Source organism: Cedecea sp. FDAARGOS_727 (genome assembly GCF_012273235.1).
Lineage (GTDB): Bacteria > Pseudomonadota > Gammaproteobacteria > Enterobacterales > Enterobacteriaceae > Cedecea > Cedecea davisae.
Map to the genome: position 1 here is coordinate 1,034,181 of NZ_CP050966.1, position 18,252 is coordinate 1,052,432.

General features: G+C 56.2%; 18 protein-coding genes. 10 read left to right on the forward strand and 8 right to left on the reverse strand.

Annotation, left to right across the window (positions count from 1 at the left end):
• Positions 1–17: 17 nt before the first annotated feature.
• Together mrcB and hrpB are read right to left on the reverse strand one after the other, a co-directional pair.
• Positions 18–2,573 (reverse strand): bifunctional glycosyl transferase/transpeptidase, encoded by a 2,556-nt coding sequence (mrcB, locus tag FOC35_RS05020; protein WP_172568329.1) that lies wholly within the window; start codon positions 2,571–2,573, stop codon positions 18–20.
• A 155-nt stretch (positions 2,574–2,728) separates the two neighbouring features.
• Positions 2,729–5,164 carry an ATP-dependent helicase HrpB gene (hrpB, locus tag FOC35_RS05025; protein WP_172568330.1) on the reverse strand — a complete coding sequence of 812 codons (2,436 nt, stop codon included), beginning with the start codon at positions 5,162–5,164 and terminating at the stop codon, positions 2,729–2,731.
• A 73-nt stretch (positions 5,165–5,237) separates the two neighbouring features.
• On the opposite strand from hrpB, the gene thpR reads away from it, so the two are divergent.
• From thpR to panD, 9 genes are all read left to right on the forward strand, one after another.
• Positions 5,238–5,777: an RNA 2',3'-cyclic phosphodiesterase gene (gene thpR / locus FOC35_RS05030; RefSeq protein ID WP_172568331.1), complete on the forward strand. Its 540-nt coding sequence runs from the start codon at positions 5,238–5,240 to the stop codon at positions 5,775–5,777.
• Positions 5,778–6,482: a DNA/RNA nuclease SfsA gene (gene sfsA / locus FOC35_RS05035; RefSeq protein ID WP_172568332.1), complete on the forward strand. Its 705-nt coding sequence runs from the start codon at positions 5,778–5,780 to the stop codon at positions 6,480–6,482.
• 191 nt (positions 6,483–6,673) lie between these two features.
• Positions 6,674–7,129, forward strand: a complete 456-nt coding sequence (gene dksA / locus FOC35_RS05040; protein WP_016534943.1) for an RNA polymerase-binding protein DksA — start codon at positions 6,674–6,676, stop codon at positions 7,127–7,129.
• Positions 7,130–7,202: 73 nt separating this feature from the next.
• A complete protein-coding gene (gene gluQRS / locus FOC35_RS05045; RefSeq protein ID WP_016534942.1) occupies positions 7,203–8,087 on the forward strand; it encodes a tRNA glutamyl-Q(34) synthetase GluQRS in 885 nt (294 codons plus the stop codon).
• A 56-nt stretch (positions 8,088–8,143) separates the two neighbouring features.
• Positions 8,144–9,544 (forward strand): polynucleotide adenylyltransferase PcnB, encoded by a 1,401-nt coding sequence (gene pcnB, locus FOC35_RS05050; RefSeq protein WP_209420416.1) that lies wholly within the window; start codon positions 8,144–8,146, stop codon positions 9,542–9,544.
• A complete protein-coding gene (gene folK / locus FOC35_RS05055) occupies positions 9,541–10,020 on the forward strand; it encodes a 2-amino-4-hydroxy-6-hydroxymethyldihydropteridine diphosphokinase (RefSeq protein ID WP_172568333.1) in 480 nt (159 codons plus the stop codon). The genes pcnB and folK overlap by 4 nt, the downstream gene beginning before the upstream one ends.
• Positions 10,021–10,064: 44 nt before the next feature.
• On the forward strand, positions 10,065–10,859 hold the full coding sequence (gene panB / locus FOC35_RS05060; RefSeq protein ID WP_172568334.1) for a 3-methyl-2-oxobutanoate hydroxymethyltransferase: 795 nt from the start codon (positions 10,065–10,067) through the stop codon (positions 10,857–10,859).
• Between the two features lie 13 nt (positions 10,860–10,872).
• Positions 10,873–11,727: a pantoate--beta-alanine ligase gene (panC, locus tag FOC35_RS05065; protein ID WP_172568335.1), complete on the forward strand. Its 855-nt coding sequence runs from the start codon at positions 10,873–10,875 to the stop codon at positions 11,725–11,727.
• 91 nt (positions 11,728–11,818) lie between these two features.
• Positions 11,819–12,199, forward strand: a complete 381-nt coding sequence (panD, locus tag FOC35_RS05070; RefSeq protein ID WP_004387652.1) for an aspartate 1-decarboxylase — start codon at positions 11,819–11,821, stop codon at positions 12,197–12,199.
• A 90-nt stretch (positions 12,200–12,289) separates the two neighbouring features.
• Here panD and FOC35_RS05075 read toward each other — a convergent pair whose 3' ends face one another.
• The 4 genes from FOC35_RS05075 to FOC35_RS05090 all read right to left on the reverse strand — a co-directional run bounded on the left by FOC35_RS05075 (position 12,290) and on the right by FOC35_RS05090 (position 15,876).
• Positions 12,290–13,540, reverse strand: coding sequence for a polysaccharide deacetylase family protein (locus FOC35_RS05075; RefSeq protein ID WP_172568336.1), 1,251 nt, complete (start codon positions 13,538–13,540; stop codon positions 12,290–12,292).
• A gap of 93 nt (positions 13,541–13,633) precedes the next feature.
• On the reverse strand, positions 13,634–14,065 hold the full coding sequence (gene agaF, locus FOC35_RS05080; protein WP_172568337.1) for a PTS galactosamine/N-acetylgalactosamine transporter subunit IIA: 432 nt from the start codon (positions 14,063–14,065) through the stop codon (positions 13,634–13,636).
• Between the two features lie 117 nt (positions 14,066–14,182).
• Positions 14,183–14,953: an ABC transporter permease gene (locus FOC35_RS05085; protein ID WP_016534934.1), complete on the reverse strand. Its 771-nt coding sequence runs from the start codon at positions 14,951–14,953 to the stop codon at positions 14,183–14,185.
• Positions 14,950–15,876, reverse strand: coding sequence for an ABC transporter ATP-binding protein (locus tag FOC35_RS05090; protein WP_016534933.1), 927 nt, complete (start codon positions 15,874–15,876; stop codon positions 14,950–14,952). The genes FOC35_RS05085 and FOC35_RS05090 overlap by 4 nt, the downstream gene beginning before the upstream one ends.
• Before the next feature lie 98 nt (positions 15,877–15,974).
• On the opposite strand from FOC35_RS05090, the gene can reads away from it, so the two are divergent.
• Entirely contained in the window at positions 15,975–16,655 is a 681-nt protein-coding gene (gene can / locus FOC35_RS05095; RefSeq protein WP_039897921.1) for a carbonate dehydratase, read from the forward strand.
• A 61-nt stretch (positions 16,656–16,716) separates the two neighbouring features.
• On the opposite strand, the gene hpt is transcribed toward can, so the two are convergent.
• Positions 16,717–17,253 carry a hypoxanthine phosphoribosyltransferase gene (gene hpt, locus FOC35_RS05100; RefSeq protein ID WP_016534930.1) on the reverse strand — a complete coding sequence of 179 codons (537 nt, stop codon included), beginning with the start codon at positions 17,251–17,253 and terminating at the stop codon, positions 16,717–16,719.
• 184 nt (positions 17,254–17,437) lie between these two features.
• On the reverse strand, positions 17,438–17,992 hold the full coding sequence (locus FOC35_RS05105) for a YceI family protein (RefSeq protein ID WP_172568338.1): 555 nt from the start codon (positions 17,990–17,992) through the stop codon (positions 17,438–17,440).
• Positions 17,993–18,252 lie beyond the last annotated feature (260 nt).

An 18,252-nucleotide genomic window follows, 5' to 3' on the forward strand; every position in this document is an offset into this window, starting at 1 on the left:
GAGGGTAAAGAGTCAACTTAGTTACCGCCGAACATATCTTTGATCCAACCGGCAACGCCGTCGCTTTTCTGTTCCTGAGCGGGTTGTTGCTGAGGTTGCTGCTGCGGCTGCTGTTGAGGCTGCTGGCCCGCAGGAGTCTGGCTAAATGGATTAGCCGACTGCTCTTCCTGCTGGCTCTGCTGGCACAACGCATTTGGATTCGTCGTCCATACCGGCAGAATGCGGTCGCCCCCGCCTCCGCACTGGAAGTAGCCCGCGCTATTGACGCCCATATCGACGATATCTTCCGGCTCGGTCAGATCCAGAGGGATCGGCGACTGGTTCGACAGATAGCGCTGATACAGCGACATCGCGCCGCTGGCACCGTACAGTTTGGTCGGCTGGTTATTATCGCGGCCAACCCACGTAATGGTAACTTCCCGGCCATCAATACCGGCAAACCACGTATCCACATTGTTGTTGGTGGTCCCCGTTTTACCCGCCAGATGCAGGTTCGGGTATTTACCGCCCAGCGCACGACCCGTACCGCGAGCCACAACCTGCTGCATACCAAACAGCGTCAGGTAAGCGGCCTGAGCCGGAACGGCCTGCTCGGCCTGCGGGAAACTCTGGTACAACACCGTGCCGTCTTCGGCAATAACGGAACGCAGCGCAGACAGCGTTGCGCGGTTACCGCCGCTGGCAATGGTCTGGAACGCCTGCGCGACCTGAATCGGCGTCAGGTTCAGCGCCCCCAGGATCATCGACGGAACCGGATTCAACTGGTCTTTTGGCACACCGAGCTTAGTCCAGGTATCGGTAATAGCCGGTAGACCCAGCGTCATCCCGAGATTGACGGTCGGCACGTTCATAGAACGCGTCAGGGCGTCAACCAGCATCACCTGCCCACTATATTGGTGGTTATCGTTTTGCGGCGACCATACCTGCCCGTTCGACAACTTGATGCCAATTGGGGCATCGGCAAGCCAGGTATTCAGGCGGAATGTGTCCGGCTGGCTTAGCGCCGTCAGATAGGTCGCCGGTTTTGCCAGCGAGCCGATAGAACGACGAGCCTGCAATGCGCGGTTAAAGCCCGCAAACTGAGGCTCCGCCCCGCCGACCACGGCACGAACTTCACCGGTAAAGCGGTCAACAATCACCATCGCCGCTTCCAGGTCGTTCAGCTTGCGCGAAGCGCGCAGTACCGGAACGCCTTCGGTTACGGCTTTTTCAGCCGCATCCTGAGAAACGGAGTCAAAGGTGGTAAAGATCTTCACGCCGGAGAGATCTTTCACTTTATCGCCCAGCTTGTCCTGCAACTCCTGACGCACCATCTGCATAAAGGCAGGCTGCGGGGAAATAACGCCGCCGCGCGGCTGCACGCCCAGAGGACGGGCGCTCAGCATGTCGTACAGCTCCTGGTCGATAACCTTCTGCTCTTGCAGCAGGCGCAGCACCAGGTTACGGCGCTCCAGCGCCAGCTTCGGATTACGCCACGGGTTATATAGCGACGCACCTTTTACCATGCCCACCAGCAGCGCCTGCTGATCGAGGCTCAGCTCGTCAACCGGGCGACCGAAGTAGTAAAGACTCGCCAGCGGGAAGCCGCGAATCTGATCGTCGCCGCTCTGGCCGAGATAAACCTCGTTCAGGTACAGCTCCAGAATGCGGTCTTTGTCGTAGCGGGCGTCCATGATAATCGCCATGTACGCTTCGTTGGCTTTACGCCACAGCGTACGCTGGTTGGTCAGGAACAGGTTTTTTACCAGCTGCTGGGTCAGCGTACTGCCGCCCTGCACCGCACGCCCCGCCGTCAGGTTAGCCAGCACCGCACGGCCGATGGAATAAATGCTAATTCCGTCATGCTCATAGAAATGACGGTCTTCGGTGGCGATAAGCGTATCCACCAGCAGGTCCGGGAAGCCGGAGCGCGGCACAAACAGGCGCTGCTCGCCGTTTGGCGAAGAGAGCATGGTTATCAGGCGCGGGTCGAGGCGGAAAATCCCGAAGCTGCGGTTATTGTCCATGTTCTGGATAGATTCCAGACGCCCGCCGTCAAACACCAGGCGAGCGCGGATCTGCCCTTCTTTCCCGTCCGGGAAGTCAAACGGACGACGGATGAGCTCGATGCTGTTGCCCTGCACGGTAAACTCGCCCGGGCGAGTCATGCTCGAAACCTGGCGGTACTGGGTCGCTTCCAGCAGCTTGACCATCTCCGCCTTGTTATACGGCATATCCGGTTCAAGGTTGACCATGCGGCCGTATACCGCCGCCGGCAGTTGCCAGACTTTGCCGTCAATGCGGCTGCGGATTTGCTGATCGAGATAAACCCCGTAGATGGCAAACGCAATTGTGAAGATGATAGCCAGCTTCACCAGCAGCCAGAAGAAGCGGCGTTTTTTCGACGGGCGGCCCGATCCCTTACCCTTACCTTTTCCTTTACGCGGCGGCATTGGCTCCTCGTCTTCGTAGTCGTCATCTTCGTAATCGTCGTCATAATCCTCATCCCTGACCTGACGACGGCTCACCTTCTCTTTCGCCGGACGCGTTGCTTTTCCTTTACGTCCAATCGGCTCGCGGTCATTCCCCGCCATGCATCTTCTCCACAAAAGTTCAGGCGCCAGGGCCCGATTCTCCGTTCTTCCGCGCAATACGAAAGAAGAAATCTCTCAAAAAAACAGCCAGACATTCTTATCAAAAATGTCTTTTCATGTTTGCTCCCTCTCCCTTTGGGAGAGGGTTGGCGCCCTCAGGAATACTTCTTCGTGCGGCGCGTCGGCGCGGTATTCGCCGGATCGTCCGGCCACACGTGTTTCGGGTAGCGCCCCTTCATCTCTTTCTGCACTTCGCGATAAGCGCCGTTCCAGAAGGCAGTTAAATCGCGGGTTATTTGCAGTGGACGCTGCGCCGGAGATAATAGCTCAAGCACCAGCGGAACGCGCCCCCCTGCAATAGAGGGCGTTTGCGCTTCGCCAAACATTTCCTGCATGCGTACCGCGAGCGCAGGAGGATTATCGCTGTGATAGCGAATCGCAATCTGGCTTCCGGTCGGCACAGTGTAATGAGTTGGCAGGGCACTATCCAGCCGTTGACGCATCGGCCAGTCGAGCAGGTTGCCCAGCGCCCTGCTGAGATCGATATTTTTCAGCGCCCGCAGAGAATGAACGCCGCGCATTTCAGGCAGCAGCCACTCTTCCAGCGTTGCCAGCAGCGATTCATCGTCAACCGCAGGCCATTTCTGTTCCGGCAGCCAGCGGGCGGCGCAGGCGAGGCGTAAACGCAGCTGCTGCGCCGGGATTGACCACTCCAGCAGATCAAGCCCGCGCTCGCGTATGCCGTTTAAAATCGCCAACTGCATCTCTTCTTCCGAAGGTTTCGCCAGCAGCTGGACTTTAACCACCAGCCTGCCGATTTGCCTGCGGCGATATGCCTTCAGCGAGCCGCGCTCTTCGTCCCACTCCACGGAGTCGCTTTCCGTCAGCAGCTGCGGCACGCGGGCCACCAGCTCTTCAATATCCAGCGGCAGCGCCAGCAAAATTCTCGCATCCGGCGACTGGCTTCCCTGCAACAGCAGCGGAGCAATCAGCCATTCGTGGCGCGTCATGGCATCATCCTGCTCCAGCATCGCGCCCATGCCGTTGGCCAGCTGATAGCGCCCTTCCGCACCGCGTCGCCGGGCAATGCGGTCTGCAAAGGCGGTGGCCAGCAGCGGCATAGCCAGGGAGATATCCGCCGTGCCGCCGCGCGAGTTTATTCTTTTCAGCAGTTGAGCCGCACGCTGCCGCCAGTTAGCGTTTTTGCCGTCAAACATTACGCGTAAATCGCCGCCGCCGTGAGTACGCGGTGGCTCTTCCAGAATCGCGGCCAGCAGCGCCGCCGTAGCCTGCTCATCCGCCGTTTTTGCGGCAACCAGCATCGCAGCCAGACGCGGATCGTTGCCCAACTGCGCCATCTTTTGCCCGTTTGCGCTGAGCCTTTGCTGCTCATCCATCGCCCCCAGCTGGCGCAAAAGCCTGCGGGCCGCCGCAAGGTTCGCTTCAGGCGGAGTATCAAGCCAGGTCAGCTGGCTCACGTCCCGGCAGCCCCATTGCAGCAGCTCAAGCTGTAGGCCAGAAAGATCGCTTTGCAGGATTTCCGGTTCGCCCTGGGCGCTGGCCCGCTCAGCCTGCTCGGCGCTGGTCAGGTGCAGGCAAATCCCTGGCTCCAGTCGCCCGGCACGCCCTGCGCGCTGAATCATAGAAGCCTGGCTTACGCGCTGTGTAACAAGACGAGTCAGGCCGGTGCGGACGTCAAAACGGGCGACGCGCTCAAGCGAGCCGTCCACCACCAGCCGAATACCTTCGATGGTCAGGCTGGTTTCCGCGATATTAGTCGCCAGCACAACCTTGCGGGTTTCCGCTACGGCGGGGAGAATGGCCTTACGCTGCTCGCTGAGCGGCAGAGCGCCATACAAAGGGCAGAGCTGAACGTCGCCCGCCACTCGCTCTTTCAACTGCTCCTGCACGCGCTGGATTTCGCCAACGCCCGGTAAAAACAGCAGCAGGGAGCCTTTTTCTTCGCGCAGCAAACCCGCCACGGCTATCGCCACCGCTTCGTCAAAGCGTTGATGAGCGGGCAAGGGACTAAAACGGCGCTCAACAGGGAAAGCTCGCCCCTCAGAAGTAATCACCGGCGCATCGGGCAGACACTGCCGCAGACGCTGGTTATCCAGGGTTGCGGACATAATCAGAATTTTCAGGTCGTCGCGCAGCCCGGCCTGCACGTCGAGCAGCAGCGCCAGGGCAAGATCCGCCTGCAGGCTGCGCTCATGGAATTCATCGAGGATAACCAACCCGATGCCGCTAAGTTCGGGATCTTGCTGGATCATGCGGGTTAATATCCCCTCGGTCACCACTTCCAGCCGGGTATCTGGCCCGACGCAGCTATCGGCGCGCATTCTGTAGCCCACCGTTTCACCCGGCTTCTCTCCCAGCAGCTCTGCCAGCCTCTGGGCAACATTACGGGCGGCAAGGCGGCGGGGTTCAAGCAGCAAAATGCGCCCTTCCAGCCCGCTATGCTGGAGAATTTGCAGCGGCAGCCAGGTGGATTTACCTGCGCCGGTAGGGGCATTGAGCAAAACTTGTGGGGCGTGCGCGAGCGCTTCAAGCACTTCAGGCAGCACGGCGGCGACCGGTAATGACGACACAAACGGCTCCAAAGGGTTAACATCGGCGGTCGCGCATTGTAGCATCCCGCCAAACCATAACCGAGAGACAACCATGGCCGAGAGTCGCCGCCTGTTTTTTGCCCTGACCTTACCGTCCGAAGTGCAACAGCAGATTATCCACTGGCGCGCCGCCGAATTTCCTGCCGATGCGGGGAGGCCGGTCGCGGCGGCTAACCTGCACCTGACGCTGGCATTTCTGGGAGATGTCTCTGAAGAAAAATGTCGGGCGCTAAGCCGCCTTGCCGGGCGTATTCGCCAGCCGGGTTTCAACCTGAAGCTGGACGATGCCGGGCAGTGGCTGCGCTCAAGCGTGGTCTGGATGGGGCCGCGTCAGGCACCCCGCGGCCTGCTTCAACTGGCAAATATGCTGCGCTCTCAGGCGGCCCGCAGCGGCTGCTACCAGTCTCCGCTGCCATTTCACCCCCATATCACGCTGTATCGCAACGCTATTCGCCCCGTCGCTTTACCCGCGCCGGGCTTTAGCTGGCAGTTCAGGGTGGAAGAGTTTAGCCTGTACCAGTCCATTTTTGAGCAGGGCAGAACCCGCTACCAGACGCTTGAACGCTGGCCGCTGACAAATAAGGAAGAGTAAATGGAGTTTTCCCCCGCGCTGCAGTCCGCAACGCTCATCAAGCGCTATAAACGTTTTCTGGCCGATGTGATGACAGCCGATGGCGAAACCCTGACCCTTCATTGCCCGAATACCGGAGCGATGACGGGATGCGCCACGCCGGGAGACACCGTCTGGTACTCCACGTCCGCCAGCCCAACGCGAAAATACCCTAATACCTGGGAGCTTACCCAAACGCAAAATGGTGAGATAATTTGCGTCAATACGTTACGCGCCAACATGCTGGTTAAAGAGATGCTGGAGGCGAATCCTCCGGCGGAATTAGCGGGCTACAGCAGCGTTCAGGCCGAGGTAAAATACGGCGACGAACGCAGCAGAATTGATTTTATGTTACAGGCGTGTAACAAGGTTAACTGCTATATTGAAGTGAAATCGGTCACGCTGTTTGACAACAAAATGGGATTTTTCCCGGATGCCGTTAGCCTGCGTGGCCAAAAGCATTTAAGAGAGTTAATGAATGTGGTTCAGCAAGGAGAGCGCGCGGTGCTACTGTTTGCGGTATTGCATTCTGCTATAAATAGCGTCTCCCCGGCCCGCCACATTGATGCAAAATATGCGCAGCTGTTGAGTGAGGCGCAGCAGCGTGGGGTTGAAATTATCGCCTGGAAGGCAGAACTTTCTGCCACAGGAATGACTCTAACTACGCCGTTGCCTGTCCATTTATGAATCACATCTGGTTAAGGACAGATAACGTATTGTCTTTTTTATAGTCGGGTCGTTTCGCAAATAAGCTTTTCTTCACACGGTTGTCAAGAGAGGAGTTTATATAATTGCCATCCTGAAAAGCATCTGCTATTTATAGCGGCCTGATTTTACCCCGACAGGGGACCGATAAGTGCGTGTTAAGGAGAAACAACATGCAAGAAGGGCAAAAGCGTAAAACATCGTCCCTGAGTATTCTCGCCATCGCAGGGGTGGAGCCGTACCAGGAGAAGCCGGGCGAAGAGTATATGAACGAAGCCCAGCTGTCGCACTTCAAGCGCATTCTTGAAGCATGGCGTAATCAGCTCATGGACGAGGTCGATCGCACCGTTACACATATGCAGGATGAAGCGGCTAACTTCCCGGACCCGGTAGACCGTGCTGCCCAGGAAGAAGAGTTCAGCCTCGAACTGCGTAACCGCGATCGCGAACGTAAACTGATCAAAAAGATCGAGAAAACGCTCAAGAAAGTGGAAGACGAAGATTTCGGCTACTGCGAATCCTGCGGTGTGGAAATCGGCATTCGTCGCCTTGAAGCTCGTCCGACAGCTGATTTGTGTATCGACTGCAAAACGCTGGCAGAAATCCGCGAAAAACAAATGGCCGGCTAACGGCTCGCGTAAACGCCAGGACTCTATGGCGGGAGCTTTCTCCCGCCATATTACTTTATAGCCCCCCGAAAACATGCCTTCTCAACACTACATTGGCCGCTTTGCCCCCTCACCTTCCGGGGAGCTGCATTTTGGTTCGCTGATTGCCGCTCTCGGCAGCTACCTTCAGGCACGCGCTAAGCAGGGCCTCTGGCTGGTTCGCATTGAAGATATCGATCCGCCTCGTGAAGTCCCGGGCGCAGCCACCACGATCCTGAAACAGCTTGAGCATTACGGCCTGCACTGGGACGGCGAAGTGTTGTGGCAGTCTCAGCGCCACGAGGCCTACCGCGAAGCGCTGGCGTGGTTAAAACAGCGCGGCCTGAGCTATTACTGCACCTGCACCCGCAGCCGAATTCAGCACATTGGCGGCTATTACGACGGCCACTGCCGTACTTTGAATAACGGTCCGCAAAACGCCGCAATGCGCCTGGTACAGCAAAATCCGGTGCTGAGCTTCCAGGACGGGCTGAGAGGATTACTGACCGCCGACGCCGCTTTGGCCCGCGAAGATTTTATCATTCATCGCCGCGACGGCCTGTTCGCCTATAATCTTGCTGTAGTGGTGGATGACCATTTTCAGGGCGTGACGGAGATTGTACGCGGGGCGGACTTAATTGAGCCGACGGTAAGGCAAATTTCGCTGTATCAACAACTTGGCTGGCCGGTGCCGCACTATATTCACCTGCCGCTGGCGCTTAATCAGCAAGGTGCCAAGCTGTCGAAACAGAATCATGCTCCGGCTTTACCGCAGGGCGATCCGCGCCCGGTGCTGGTTGAAGCATTGCGTTTTTTAAATCAACAAGTAGCGGCCGACTGGCAGAGTCTTAAGCTGGAAGCGCTGCTTGAACAGGCCGTGGTTAACTGGTCGCTCGATAGCGTGCCGATGAATACATTATTCTCAAATGCGCCGCACTGAGCTATGATTAGCCGCTGTTTTTTTTGTCCCTATGATTGACACTGCCGAGGTGGACTATTTTTACCCGAGTCGCTAATTTTTGCCGCAAGGTGCTTAACCGCGATGACGTCGTGGTCGAGGAGAGTGAAGCTCTCCCGCACATTACTGTTATTCCGCGCGATCAGCACGCTATTTCCCGCAAAGATATCAGTGAAAATGCCCTCAAGGTGCTCTACCGTTTGAACAAAGCAGGCTACGAGGCCTATCTCGTTGGCGGCGGCGTCCGCGACCTGCTGCTGGGCAAAAAACCAAAAGATTTTGACGTCACCACCAGCGCTACGCCGGATCAGGTTCGTAAACTGTTCCGCAACTGCCGCCTGGTTGGCCGCCGCTTCCGTCTTGCTCACGTTATGTTTGGGCCGGAAATCATCGAAGTCGCGACCTTCCGTGGTCACCACGAAGAACAGGCGTCCTCCGACCGCCAGACTTCCCAGCGCGGCCAGAACGGCATGCTGCTTCGCGACAACATCTTTGGTTCCATCGAAGAAGATGCCCAGCGCCGTGACTTTACCATCAACAGCCTTTACTACAGCGTGGCCGACTTCTCGGTACGAGATTATGTTGGCGGCCTGAACGATCTGAATAACGGCATCATCCGCCTGATTGGCGACCCGGAAACGCGTTACCGCGAAGATCCGGTTCGTATGCTGCGCGCGGTGCGCTTTGCCGCCAAACTGAACATGTCGATTAGCCCGGAGACCGGCGAGCCTATTCCACGCCTGGCGACCCTGCTTAACGATGTGCCTCCGGCGCGTCTGTTCGAAGAATCACTCAAATTGTTGCAGGCGGGCTATGGGTTTGAAACCTACCGTCTGCTGCGTGAATATCAGCTGTTCCAGCCGCTGTTCCCGATCATCACCCGCTACTTTACCGAGCAGGGCGACAGCCCGATGGAACTGATCATCGCTCAGGTACTGAAGAACACCGACAACCGCATTCATAACGATATGCGCGTGAATCCGGCGTTCCTGTTCGCGGCGATGTTCTGGTATCCGCAGTTGGAGATGGCGCAAAAGATTGCCCAGGAAAGCGGCCTCGCCTATTACGATGCCTTCGCGCTGGCGATGAATGACGTGCTGGATGAAGCCTGCCGTGCGCTGGCGATTCCGAAACGCATCACTACCCTCGTGCGTGATATCTGGGGCCTACAGCTGCGCCTGTCGCGCCGCCAGGGTAAACGCGCCTGGAAGCTGATGGAGCATCCTAAGTTCCGCGCCTCTTACGACCTGCTGGCCCTGCGCGCCGAAGTGGAAAACAACCACGAGCTCCAGCGCCTGACCAAATGGTGGGGCGAGTTCCAGGTTGCCGCTCCGCCGATGCAGAAAGATATGCTCAACGATCTTGGCGATGAGCCAGCCGCCCGCCGCCGCACCCGCCGTCCGCGCAAGCGTGCGCCGCGCCGCGAAGGCAGTGCATGACCCTCGCGTATATCGCTCTGGGCAGTAATCAGGCGTCGCCGCTGGAGCAAGTCTCTTCCGCGCTCGACGCCCTCGCCGCCATTCCGCACAGCCTGGTGGTGGCGACCTCTTCGTTTTATCGCACCCCGCCTCTGGGCCCACAGGATCAGCCGGATTATCTGAACGCAGCCGTGGTGCTGGAAACCGATTTGCCGGCCGAAGCTTTACTCGACCAGACTCAGCGCATTGAGCTGGAGCACGGGCGCGTGCGCAAAGAGGAACGCTGGGGGCCGCGTACTTTAGATCTCGATATTATGCTGTTCGGCAGCGAAGTGATTCATACCGAGCGCCTGACCGTGCCACACTACGATATGAAGAACCGCGCATTTATGCTGGTTCCTTTACTGGAAATAGCGCCAGACTGCCGTTTTCCTGACGGCCAGGCTGTTGCTGAGATACTGGCTAACCTCTCCCGGGAGGGTATTACCCGCTGGTAACCGGCGCGCCCGTATCCTTTTCAAACCTTTCTCCGGGGATGATGATGAAACCCACTACCACCTCCACCCTGCGCAAGCTCAAGCAGGACAAAAAGAAATTCGCCACTCTTACCGCCTATGACTTTAGCTTTGCCAAACTTTTTGCTGACGAAGGCGTCGGCGTGCTGCTGGTGGGCGACTCGCTGGGCATGACGGTACAGGGAAATGATTCCACGCTGCCGGTCACGGTCGAAGAGATTGCCTACCACACCCGCGCGGTTCGCCGCGGTGCGCCAAATTGCCTGCTGCTGGCAGACCTGCCTTTCATGGCTTATGCCACGCCTGAACAGGCCTTTGCCAACTCGGCTGAAGTGATGCGCGCCGGTGCTAATATGGTAAAAATCGAAGGCGGACGCTGGCTTGCTGAGACGGTGAAAATGCTGACCGAACGAGCGGTGCCGGTTTGCGGGCACCTGGGCCTGACGCCGCAGTCGGTGAATATCTTTGGCGGCTATAAGGTTCAGGGGCGAGACGAGCAGGCAGCGACGACGCTGCTGGACGATGCCCTGGCGCTGGAAGCCGCCGGCGCGCAGCTGCTGGTTCTGGAGTGCGTGCCGGTCGAACTGGCAAAACGCGTTACCGAAGCGCTTGGCATTCCGGTTATCGGTATCGGCGCGGGCAACGTCACGGACGGGCAAATTCTGGTCATGCATGATGCCTTCGGAATCACCGGCGGCCATATTCCTAAATTTGCGAAAAACTTCCTGGCCGGGACGGGTGATATCCGCGCCGCAGTGCGCCAGTACATTAGCGAAGTCGAGTCCGGCAGCTATCCGGGCAACGAACACAGTTTTTACTGACAGGAGAAGGGTTGTGCTGATTATCGAAACCGTACCGCTGCTGCGTCAGCAGATTCGCCGCTGGCGCCAGGAAGGAAAGCGCATTGCGCTGGTGCCCACTATGGGCAACCTGCACGATGGGCATATGACGCTGGTTGAAGAAGCAAAAGCCGCTGCCGATGTGGTGGTTGTAAGCATTTTCGTCAACCCGATGCAGTTTGACAGGCCCGACGATTTAGCTCGCTACCCGCGCACCCTGCAGGAAGACTGCGAGAAGCTCAACCGCCGCAAGGTCGATATGGTGTTCGCTCCGGCTCCGGCGGATGTTTACCCGCAGGGACTTGATAGCCAAACCTTCGTTGACGTGCCGGGCATTTCCACCATGCTGGAAGGCGCCAGCCGTCCGGGTCACTTCCGCGGCGTATCTACCATCGTCAGCAAGCTGTTTAACCTGGTGCAGCCGGATGTTGCCTGCTTTGGCCAGAAGGATTACCAGCAGCTGGCGCTTATCCGCAAAATGGTGGCCGATATGGGCTACGACATCGAGATTATCGGCGTGCCAACGGTGCGGGCGAAAGACGGGCTGGCCCTTAGCTCCCGCAATGGCTATCTGAGCGCGGAGCAGCGCAAAATTGCGCCGGGGTTGAGCAAAGTGATGAACGGCCTGGCCGACAAGCTGCGCAGCGGCGAACGGGATTGCGAAGAGATGCTTATCCTCGCGGCGGCCGAGCTAAATGAAAAAGGCTTCCGCTCGGACGACCTGCAAATCCGCGATGCGGACACGCTGCTGGAGCTGTCTGAAGAGAGCAAACGCGCGGTTATCCTGATGGCGGCGTGGCTCGGCCAGGCGCGACTGATTGATAACGTTACCGTTGATTTGGCGCAGTAGACAGCCCAAATAAAAAGGGCAATACTGCCTCGAATATTCACAGCGTCGATGAATTCGGCGCTTTTTTAGCCCAGAGACAAAGGTTCAAGCTATGATTCGCACTATGCTGCAAGGCAAGTTACACCGCGTCAAAGTGACTCAGGCGGACTTGCACTACGAAGGCTCCTGCGCCATCGATCAGGACTTCCTTGAGGCGGCAGGCATTCTGGAATACGAAGCCATCGATATTTACAACGTCACCAACGGTAAGCGCTTTTCTACCTACGCTATTGCCGGTGAGCGCGGGTCTAAAATCATCTCCGTTAACGGCGCTGCGGCACACTGCGCGGACGTTGGCGATATTTTAATTATCGCAAGCTACGTGACGATGCCGGACGAGCAGGCTCGTAGCTGGCAGCCGAAGGTAGCCTATTTTGACGGTGATAATGAGATGAAACGTCTCGCGAAAGCCGTACCGGTGCAGGTAGCGTAACAACTACCTCTCACCCTACCCCTCTCCCCACGTGGGAGAGGGGATCGAACAAACCCACCTTAGATAACGCGTTACAAAACCAGGGTCCGCTTACGACTCAGGCTGATTGGTAATCGTCCTCGACATCGTCTCCAGCGAATCCGTCCTCATAATATAAAGCCGCTTCAACAGGAACGGATTATCTCCCGGCTTCACCTTGCCGCGCACCGTCGTCACCGCCATATGGAAACCAGCGTCATTAGCCGCTTTGACCGCGGTATCGTTATAGCCGCCAAACGGGTACGAGAGATAAAGCACATGCGGATTAAATTGCGAGAGCGCGCGGCGCGAGTGCTCAAAATCAAACAGGATGTTGTGGTAGCTGCGGCTTAGCAGGATTGGGCGGCGGTAGTTATCCACCCGGTGCAGGAAGTGGGTGTGCGACTGGATATCAAACACGCTTTGAATCGCTTCCAGCTCTGCGATACTCATAAATTGCAGAGATTTAGCGTTCCACGGCTGCGGGTGGCGCTTAATACGCGACGAGATGATGTAAGCCGTAGCCTTAAAGCCATACTGCTTCAGGATAGGATACGCGTAGCGATAAACCGACTTCAGCCCGTCATCGAAGGTAATAACCACGGCGCGAGCAGGAAGGTTCATTCGGTTACGCACATAGCCTTCCAGCTGATACATCGTCAGCGTGGTGTAGCCCATATCACGCAGCCAGGTCATCTGATTACTGAAAGCAACCACCGAAGTCGTGGTAGACGTATGGCGGAAGCGGGTATTTTCTTCGTCACGCAGAATATGATGATAAGTCAGCACCGGAATACCGTTGTCCGGCTGAGCATCCAGGCTGCTGATATAGCCAAGCCGGTTGCCGATGCGGATCTGGAACCAGGTCTGGTTTAATCGGTCTTTTAACTTGCTGAGCACCGGGTAGCGAAGGTTATCCGCCAGGGTGCCAAACGGCGTGCTGGAAGTGGATGGCTCGCTGTAAACCACCACATCACGGAAGGTAATCAGGTTCTGATTACTGAGCGGCTTATTCAGGTCGCCCAGCCGGTCTTCCACCCGCTGCTTGCCTTTGACCGGCGCGAGATGCGCTTTGTCGATAAACCCTGTGCCAAAGCCAAAATTAAATTCGTAGTAATCCGCCACCGTGGGCACCACGGCCAGAATCTGCCCTTCCTCAATTCTGCCTACGGAAATAACGCTGTCGCCAACCTGCGCCCAGATATCGGCCCCTTCGGTGGTTTGCATATATTGGGCAGGCGTAGCATGGCTGCTAAGCAGGCTGGCCCGGGCGGTAGAGATGCTGATGACCAGCATCACGCAATAAACGAGGCGAGTTAACATGGCGAATTTATTAGTCTTTGTGTCGTGAAGACGGAAGGAAGGCGTTATTTTAGCAAAAGATGCGTGAATACCAACCGGAATAAGCCAATCCCCTTAAAACGGGTGGAGCAATACAAACGGAGGGTTCTTTTGCTGCTGGTGCCAGAGGCTGGTTATCGCCTCCTCGCCCTGCTCAACTATCAGCAGGCGAAACGCCTCGCTGGACAGGGACTCCCGCTGTTCACGCATGGCGCACAGCAGCGGCAGATTTACGCCGGAGATCACCTCGCAGTGCTCATGCTTATGGCTGAGCAAGGCGGCGGTGCGGTAAGGCGCTTCGCCGGTAATATCCGTAAGGAAGATAACGCCGTCTCCTGAGTCGCAATGATAAAGCGCATCGCACATCATGCGGCTCAGCATATTGGTGCTCATCCCTTTCCAGAAATTTACCGCGCAGCACTGCGGCTGCGGGCCAAAGCGCTTTTCCATTGCATCCAGCATCTTCTGGGCATAATCGTCGTGCCCGGCAATCACCCAACCCAGCATAAGGCGTCTCCTGTTAACCGGGCGATAGTGTGCCAGAAAGCTGAAAAAATAGCCTGATGCGTATCAATTTGGGGTGAGAAAACCCTCCCCTTTTGGGGAGGGTTGAGGAATCTGGTATTAGGTACGCAGGCCGCGTCCGCGCTGGATGAGATACCAGCACAGCAGATAAAACGCCGCGATGAAGATGACCAGCACGCCAACGGTGGTCGCCAGAGGTACGTCGCTAATCCCGAGGAAACCAAAGCGGAAGCCGCTAATCATGTAGACAATCGGGTTCAGGTGCGACAGCCCCTGCCAGAACGGCGGCAGCAGCGTCAGGGAGTAGAACACTCCGCCCAGATAAGTGAGCGGCGTCAGCACGAAGGTTGGGATCAGGCTGATGTCATCAAAGGTTTTGGCAAATACCGCGTTCAGCAAGCCAGCCAGCGAGAACAGCACCGCCGTCAGTACCAGCGTCAGCGCCACGAACAGCCACGAATGGACCTGGAACGGAACGAAGAACAGCGAAACCGCCGTGACCAGAATGCCCACGCACAGGCCGCGGGCAACGCCGCCGCCGACATAGCCCGCGATGATGACATGCGTCGGCACCGGCGCAACCAGCAGTTCTTCGATATTGCGCTGGAACTTAGCGCTAAAGAACGAAGAGGCCACGTTAGCGTAGGCATTGGTGATAACCGCCATCATAATCAGGCCCGGAACGATAAACTGCATATAGGTGAAGCCGTGCATTTCGCCGATGCGGGAGCCAATCAGGTTACCGAAGATAATGAAGTACAGAGTCATGGTGATGACCGGCGGAACCAGGGTCTGGATCCAAATTCGGGCAAAGCGATGGACTTCTTTGGTCCAGATGCTTTTCAGCGCCACCCAGTAAAGCTGCATCATGACGCATCCCCTTGTTTACCGTTTACCAGCGTCACAAAGAGTTCTTCGAGACGGTTGGCCTTGTTACGCATACTTTGTACCTGTATTCCCTGAGCGCTAAGCTGGCTGAAGACGCTATTAATGCCCTGCTCGCGCAGGACTTCGACTTCGAGCGTTGAGGTGTCCACCAGGCGGTACTGGTAGCCGTCCAGCTTCGGCAGCGGGCTTTTTGGCGCCAGGTCGAGGATAAAGGTTTCCGACTTCAGCTTGGAAAGCAGCGACTTCATGGAGGTATTTTCCACCAGCTCGCCGCGCTGGATAATGCCGATGTTGCGGCACAGCATTTCGGCTTCTTCCAGATAATGCGTGGTGAGGATAATCGTGGTGCCCTTGTCGTTGAGATCTTTGAGGAAGCCCCACATTGAACGGCGCAGTTCAATATCCACGCCGGCTGTTGGTTCATCAAGGATCAGCAGCTTCGGCTCGTGCATCAGCGCGCGGGCTATCATCAGGCGGCGCTTCATCCCGCCGGATAACATGCGCGCGCGTTCGTTGCGTTTTTCCCACAGATCGAGCTGTTTTAAATACTTTTCGCTGCGAGCGATAGCTTCATTACGCTCAACGCCGTAGTAGCCAGCCTGATGTACAACTATCTGCTGTACCGTCTCAAACGGGTTAAAGTTAAATTCCTGCGGCACCAGCCCGAGCTGGCGCTTGGCGTTGACCACGTCCTTTTGCAGGTCATAGCCAAATACGCGAACCCGACCGGAGGTTTTATTCACCAGAGAACTAATAATGCCGATGGTGGTAGATTTACCGGCGCCGTTTGGGCCGAGTAACGCATAAAAGTCTCCGGCCTCAACACGAAGATCTATACCGCGCAGCGCCTGAACGCCGCCGGGATAGGTTTTCGTTAACTGTTCCAGTTCCAATGCAATTGTCATGGATATTCACTTACCTTTATTCGGTACTTGTTTAAAAAGTCGTTGAGTTACCCTATATTACCTCAACGCACTTCTCGGGTTACAGGCGTTAACCGCACATGAAAGATATTGATTCCCTTATCAGCAATAATGAACTTTGGTCCAAAATGCTGGTTGAGGAAGACCCGGGTTTCTTCGAAAGACTCTCCCAGGCACAAAAACCCCGTTTCCTCTGGATCGGCTGCTCCGATAGCCGTGTCCCAGCGGAACGCCTTACCGGCCTCGAACCGGGCGAGCTGTTTGTACATCGTAATGTCGCCAACCTGGTGGTCCATACCGATCTGAACTGCCTCTCGGTTGTTCAGTACGCGGTAGACGTCCTTGAGGTTGAGCACATCATTATTTGCGGCCACTACGGCTGCGGCGGCGTACAGGCTGCGGTAGAAAACCCGGAGCTTGGCCTGATCAACAACTGGCTGCTGCACATTCGCGATCTGTGGTTCAAGCATAGTTCGCTACTGGGGGAACTGGCACCGGAACAGCGTATGGATACGCTCTGTGAACTGAACGTCATGGAGCAGGTGTACAACATCGGCCACTCAACCATCATGCAATCCGCGTGGAAACGAGGCCAGAAGGTCACGGTTCACGGCTGGGTTTACGGTATCCACGACGGCCGCCTGCGTGACCTCGAAGTCACGGCCACCAGCCGCGAGTCGCTGGAGCAGGGTTACCGCAGCGGGATATCCAATCTAAAAAATACCCACCATAGCCACCGCAATCGCTCAGCTTTGCAGTAATTACGCAAAAAGTGGATAGCAAAAAGGGCCTTTAAAGGCCCTTTTCATTATTCAGCGGAGATTACTCACCCAGCGGCACGACTTTGCCAACGTACGGCAGGTGACGATAGCGCTGCGCGTAGTCGATGCCGTAGCCGACCACGAATTCATCCGGAATAGAGAAACCAACGTACTCAACGGTAACGTTCACTTCACGGCGGGTTGGTTTGTCCAGCAGCGTACAAATGGCCAGAGATTTTGGCTCACGCAGGCTGAGGATTTCACGCACTTTGCTCAGCGTGTTGCCGGAGTCGATGATGTCTTCCACGATAAGCACATCTTTACCGCGAATGTCTTCATCGAGATCTTTGAGGATTTTCACATCGCGCGTGGTGGACATGCCGCTGCCGTAGCTGGAAGCAGTCATAAAATCGACTTCATGGGACACCTGAACTTCACGGCACAGGTCTGCCATAAACATAAATGAACCGCGCAGCAGCCCGACCAGCACCATATCACTGCCGCTGTCGCGATAGTGTTCGGTAATCTGACGACCCAGCTCGGCGACACGGGCTTTGATCTCCGCTTCCGGGATCATCACTTCAACAGTATGTTTCATAAAAAATACAACCAACCGTTTTAAAACAACAAAGACCAATCAAACGGTACAGGGCGAATAAAGCCTGCTGCACCCGCTGATACACATTAGTTTGTACAAACGCGCAGTACCACATCGAGGGCGCTAGTATATCAGCCAGCTATCTTCACGGCACCCCTATAACGCCAGGCCTTTTAATTCGACATTATAGCGGGGCTGCCTGAAGCGTTATGGCGATGGCAATTCGGTCATCCACCACCGCAGCAAAGCTCGTCATATTAAACGCAGAGCGCGAAATAGCGGTCGTGGCATGCAGGGCCCATTCATTCTCTTGCGGGGCTTCCAGCACGGCTTCAAGAATCACCGGCTGCCGGATATTTTTAACCGTCAAAGAACCAAAGATCCTGTAGTGATGATTTCCCAGGCCGACCACTCTGTCACTGATAAAGACCATCGTGGGGTAGCGCGCCGCATCAAAAAACATATCGCTTTTAAGCTGCCATGTGAGAAGAGAATTAGAGGCTATAAGAGGGGAAACGGGAATGCTGACGTTAATCTTGTCGTTGAATTCGTTGTTCTGGTCCAATTTTATCTGGCCGGTTACACCCTTGATATCCGCCGAGGACTGCATACCGCCGAAGGCACGCCAGGACATATTGATATCGGTGTCTTGCGCAACGATTTTGTAATCGACCGGCCGGGCGCTCGCCAGCGGGCTTATGAGCAGCAGAGCAGATAAGAGAAGACCGAGCCTGGACATAATGGCAACTCCTTAACACAGGTAAAGAGTTAACGTTTCAGGGAGCCAATCTATTCGATTGTAGAGGTAAAAAAGAAGAGGATTGAAAAGCACAGGGCTCGCCGGCTTCAAAGAGACCACCGTGAGTGGTAACAATTTGATTCAAAAAGAATAAAAAAATACTTTCGCTTCTTATAGCGGCAGTAAATATCGAGATAACCCGGATACCTCTCCACTCTTTTCTCTTCCACAGAGCAAAAAAGCCATAAATGTGACGACCA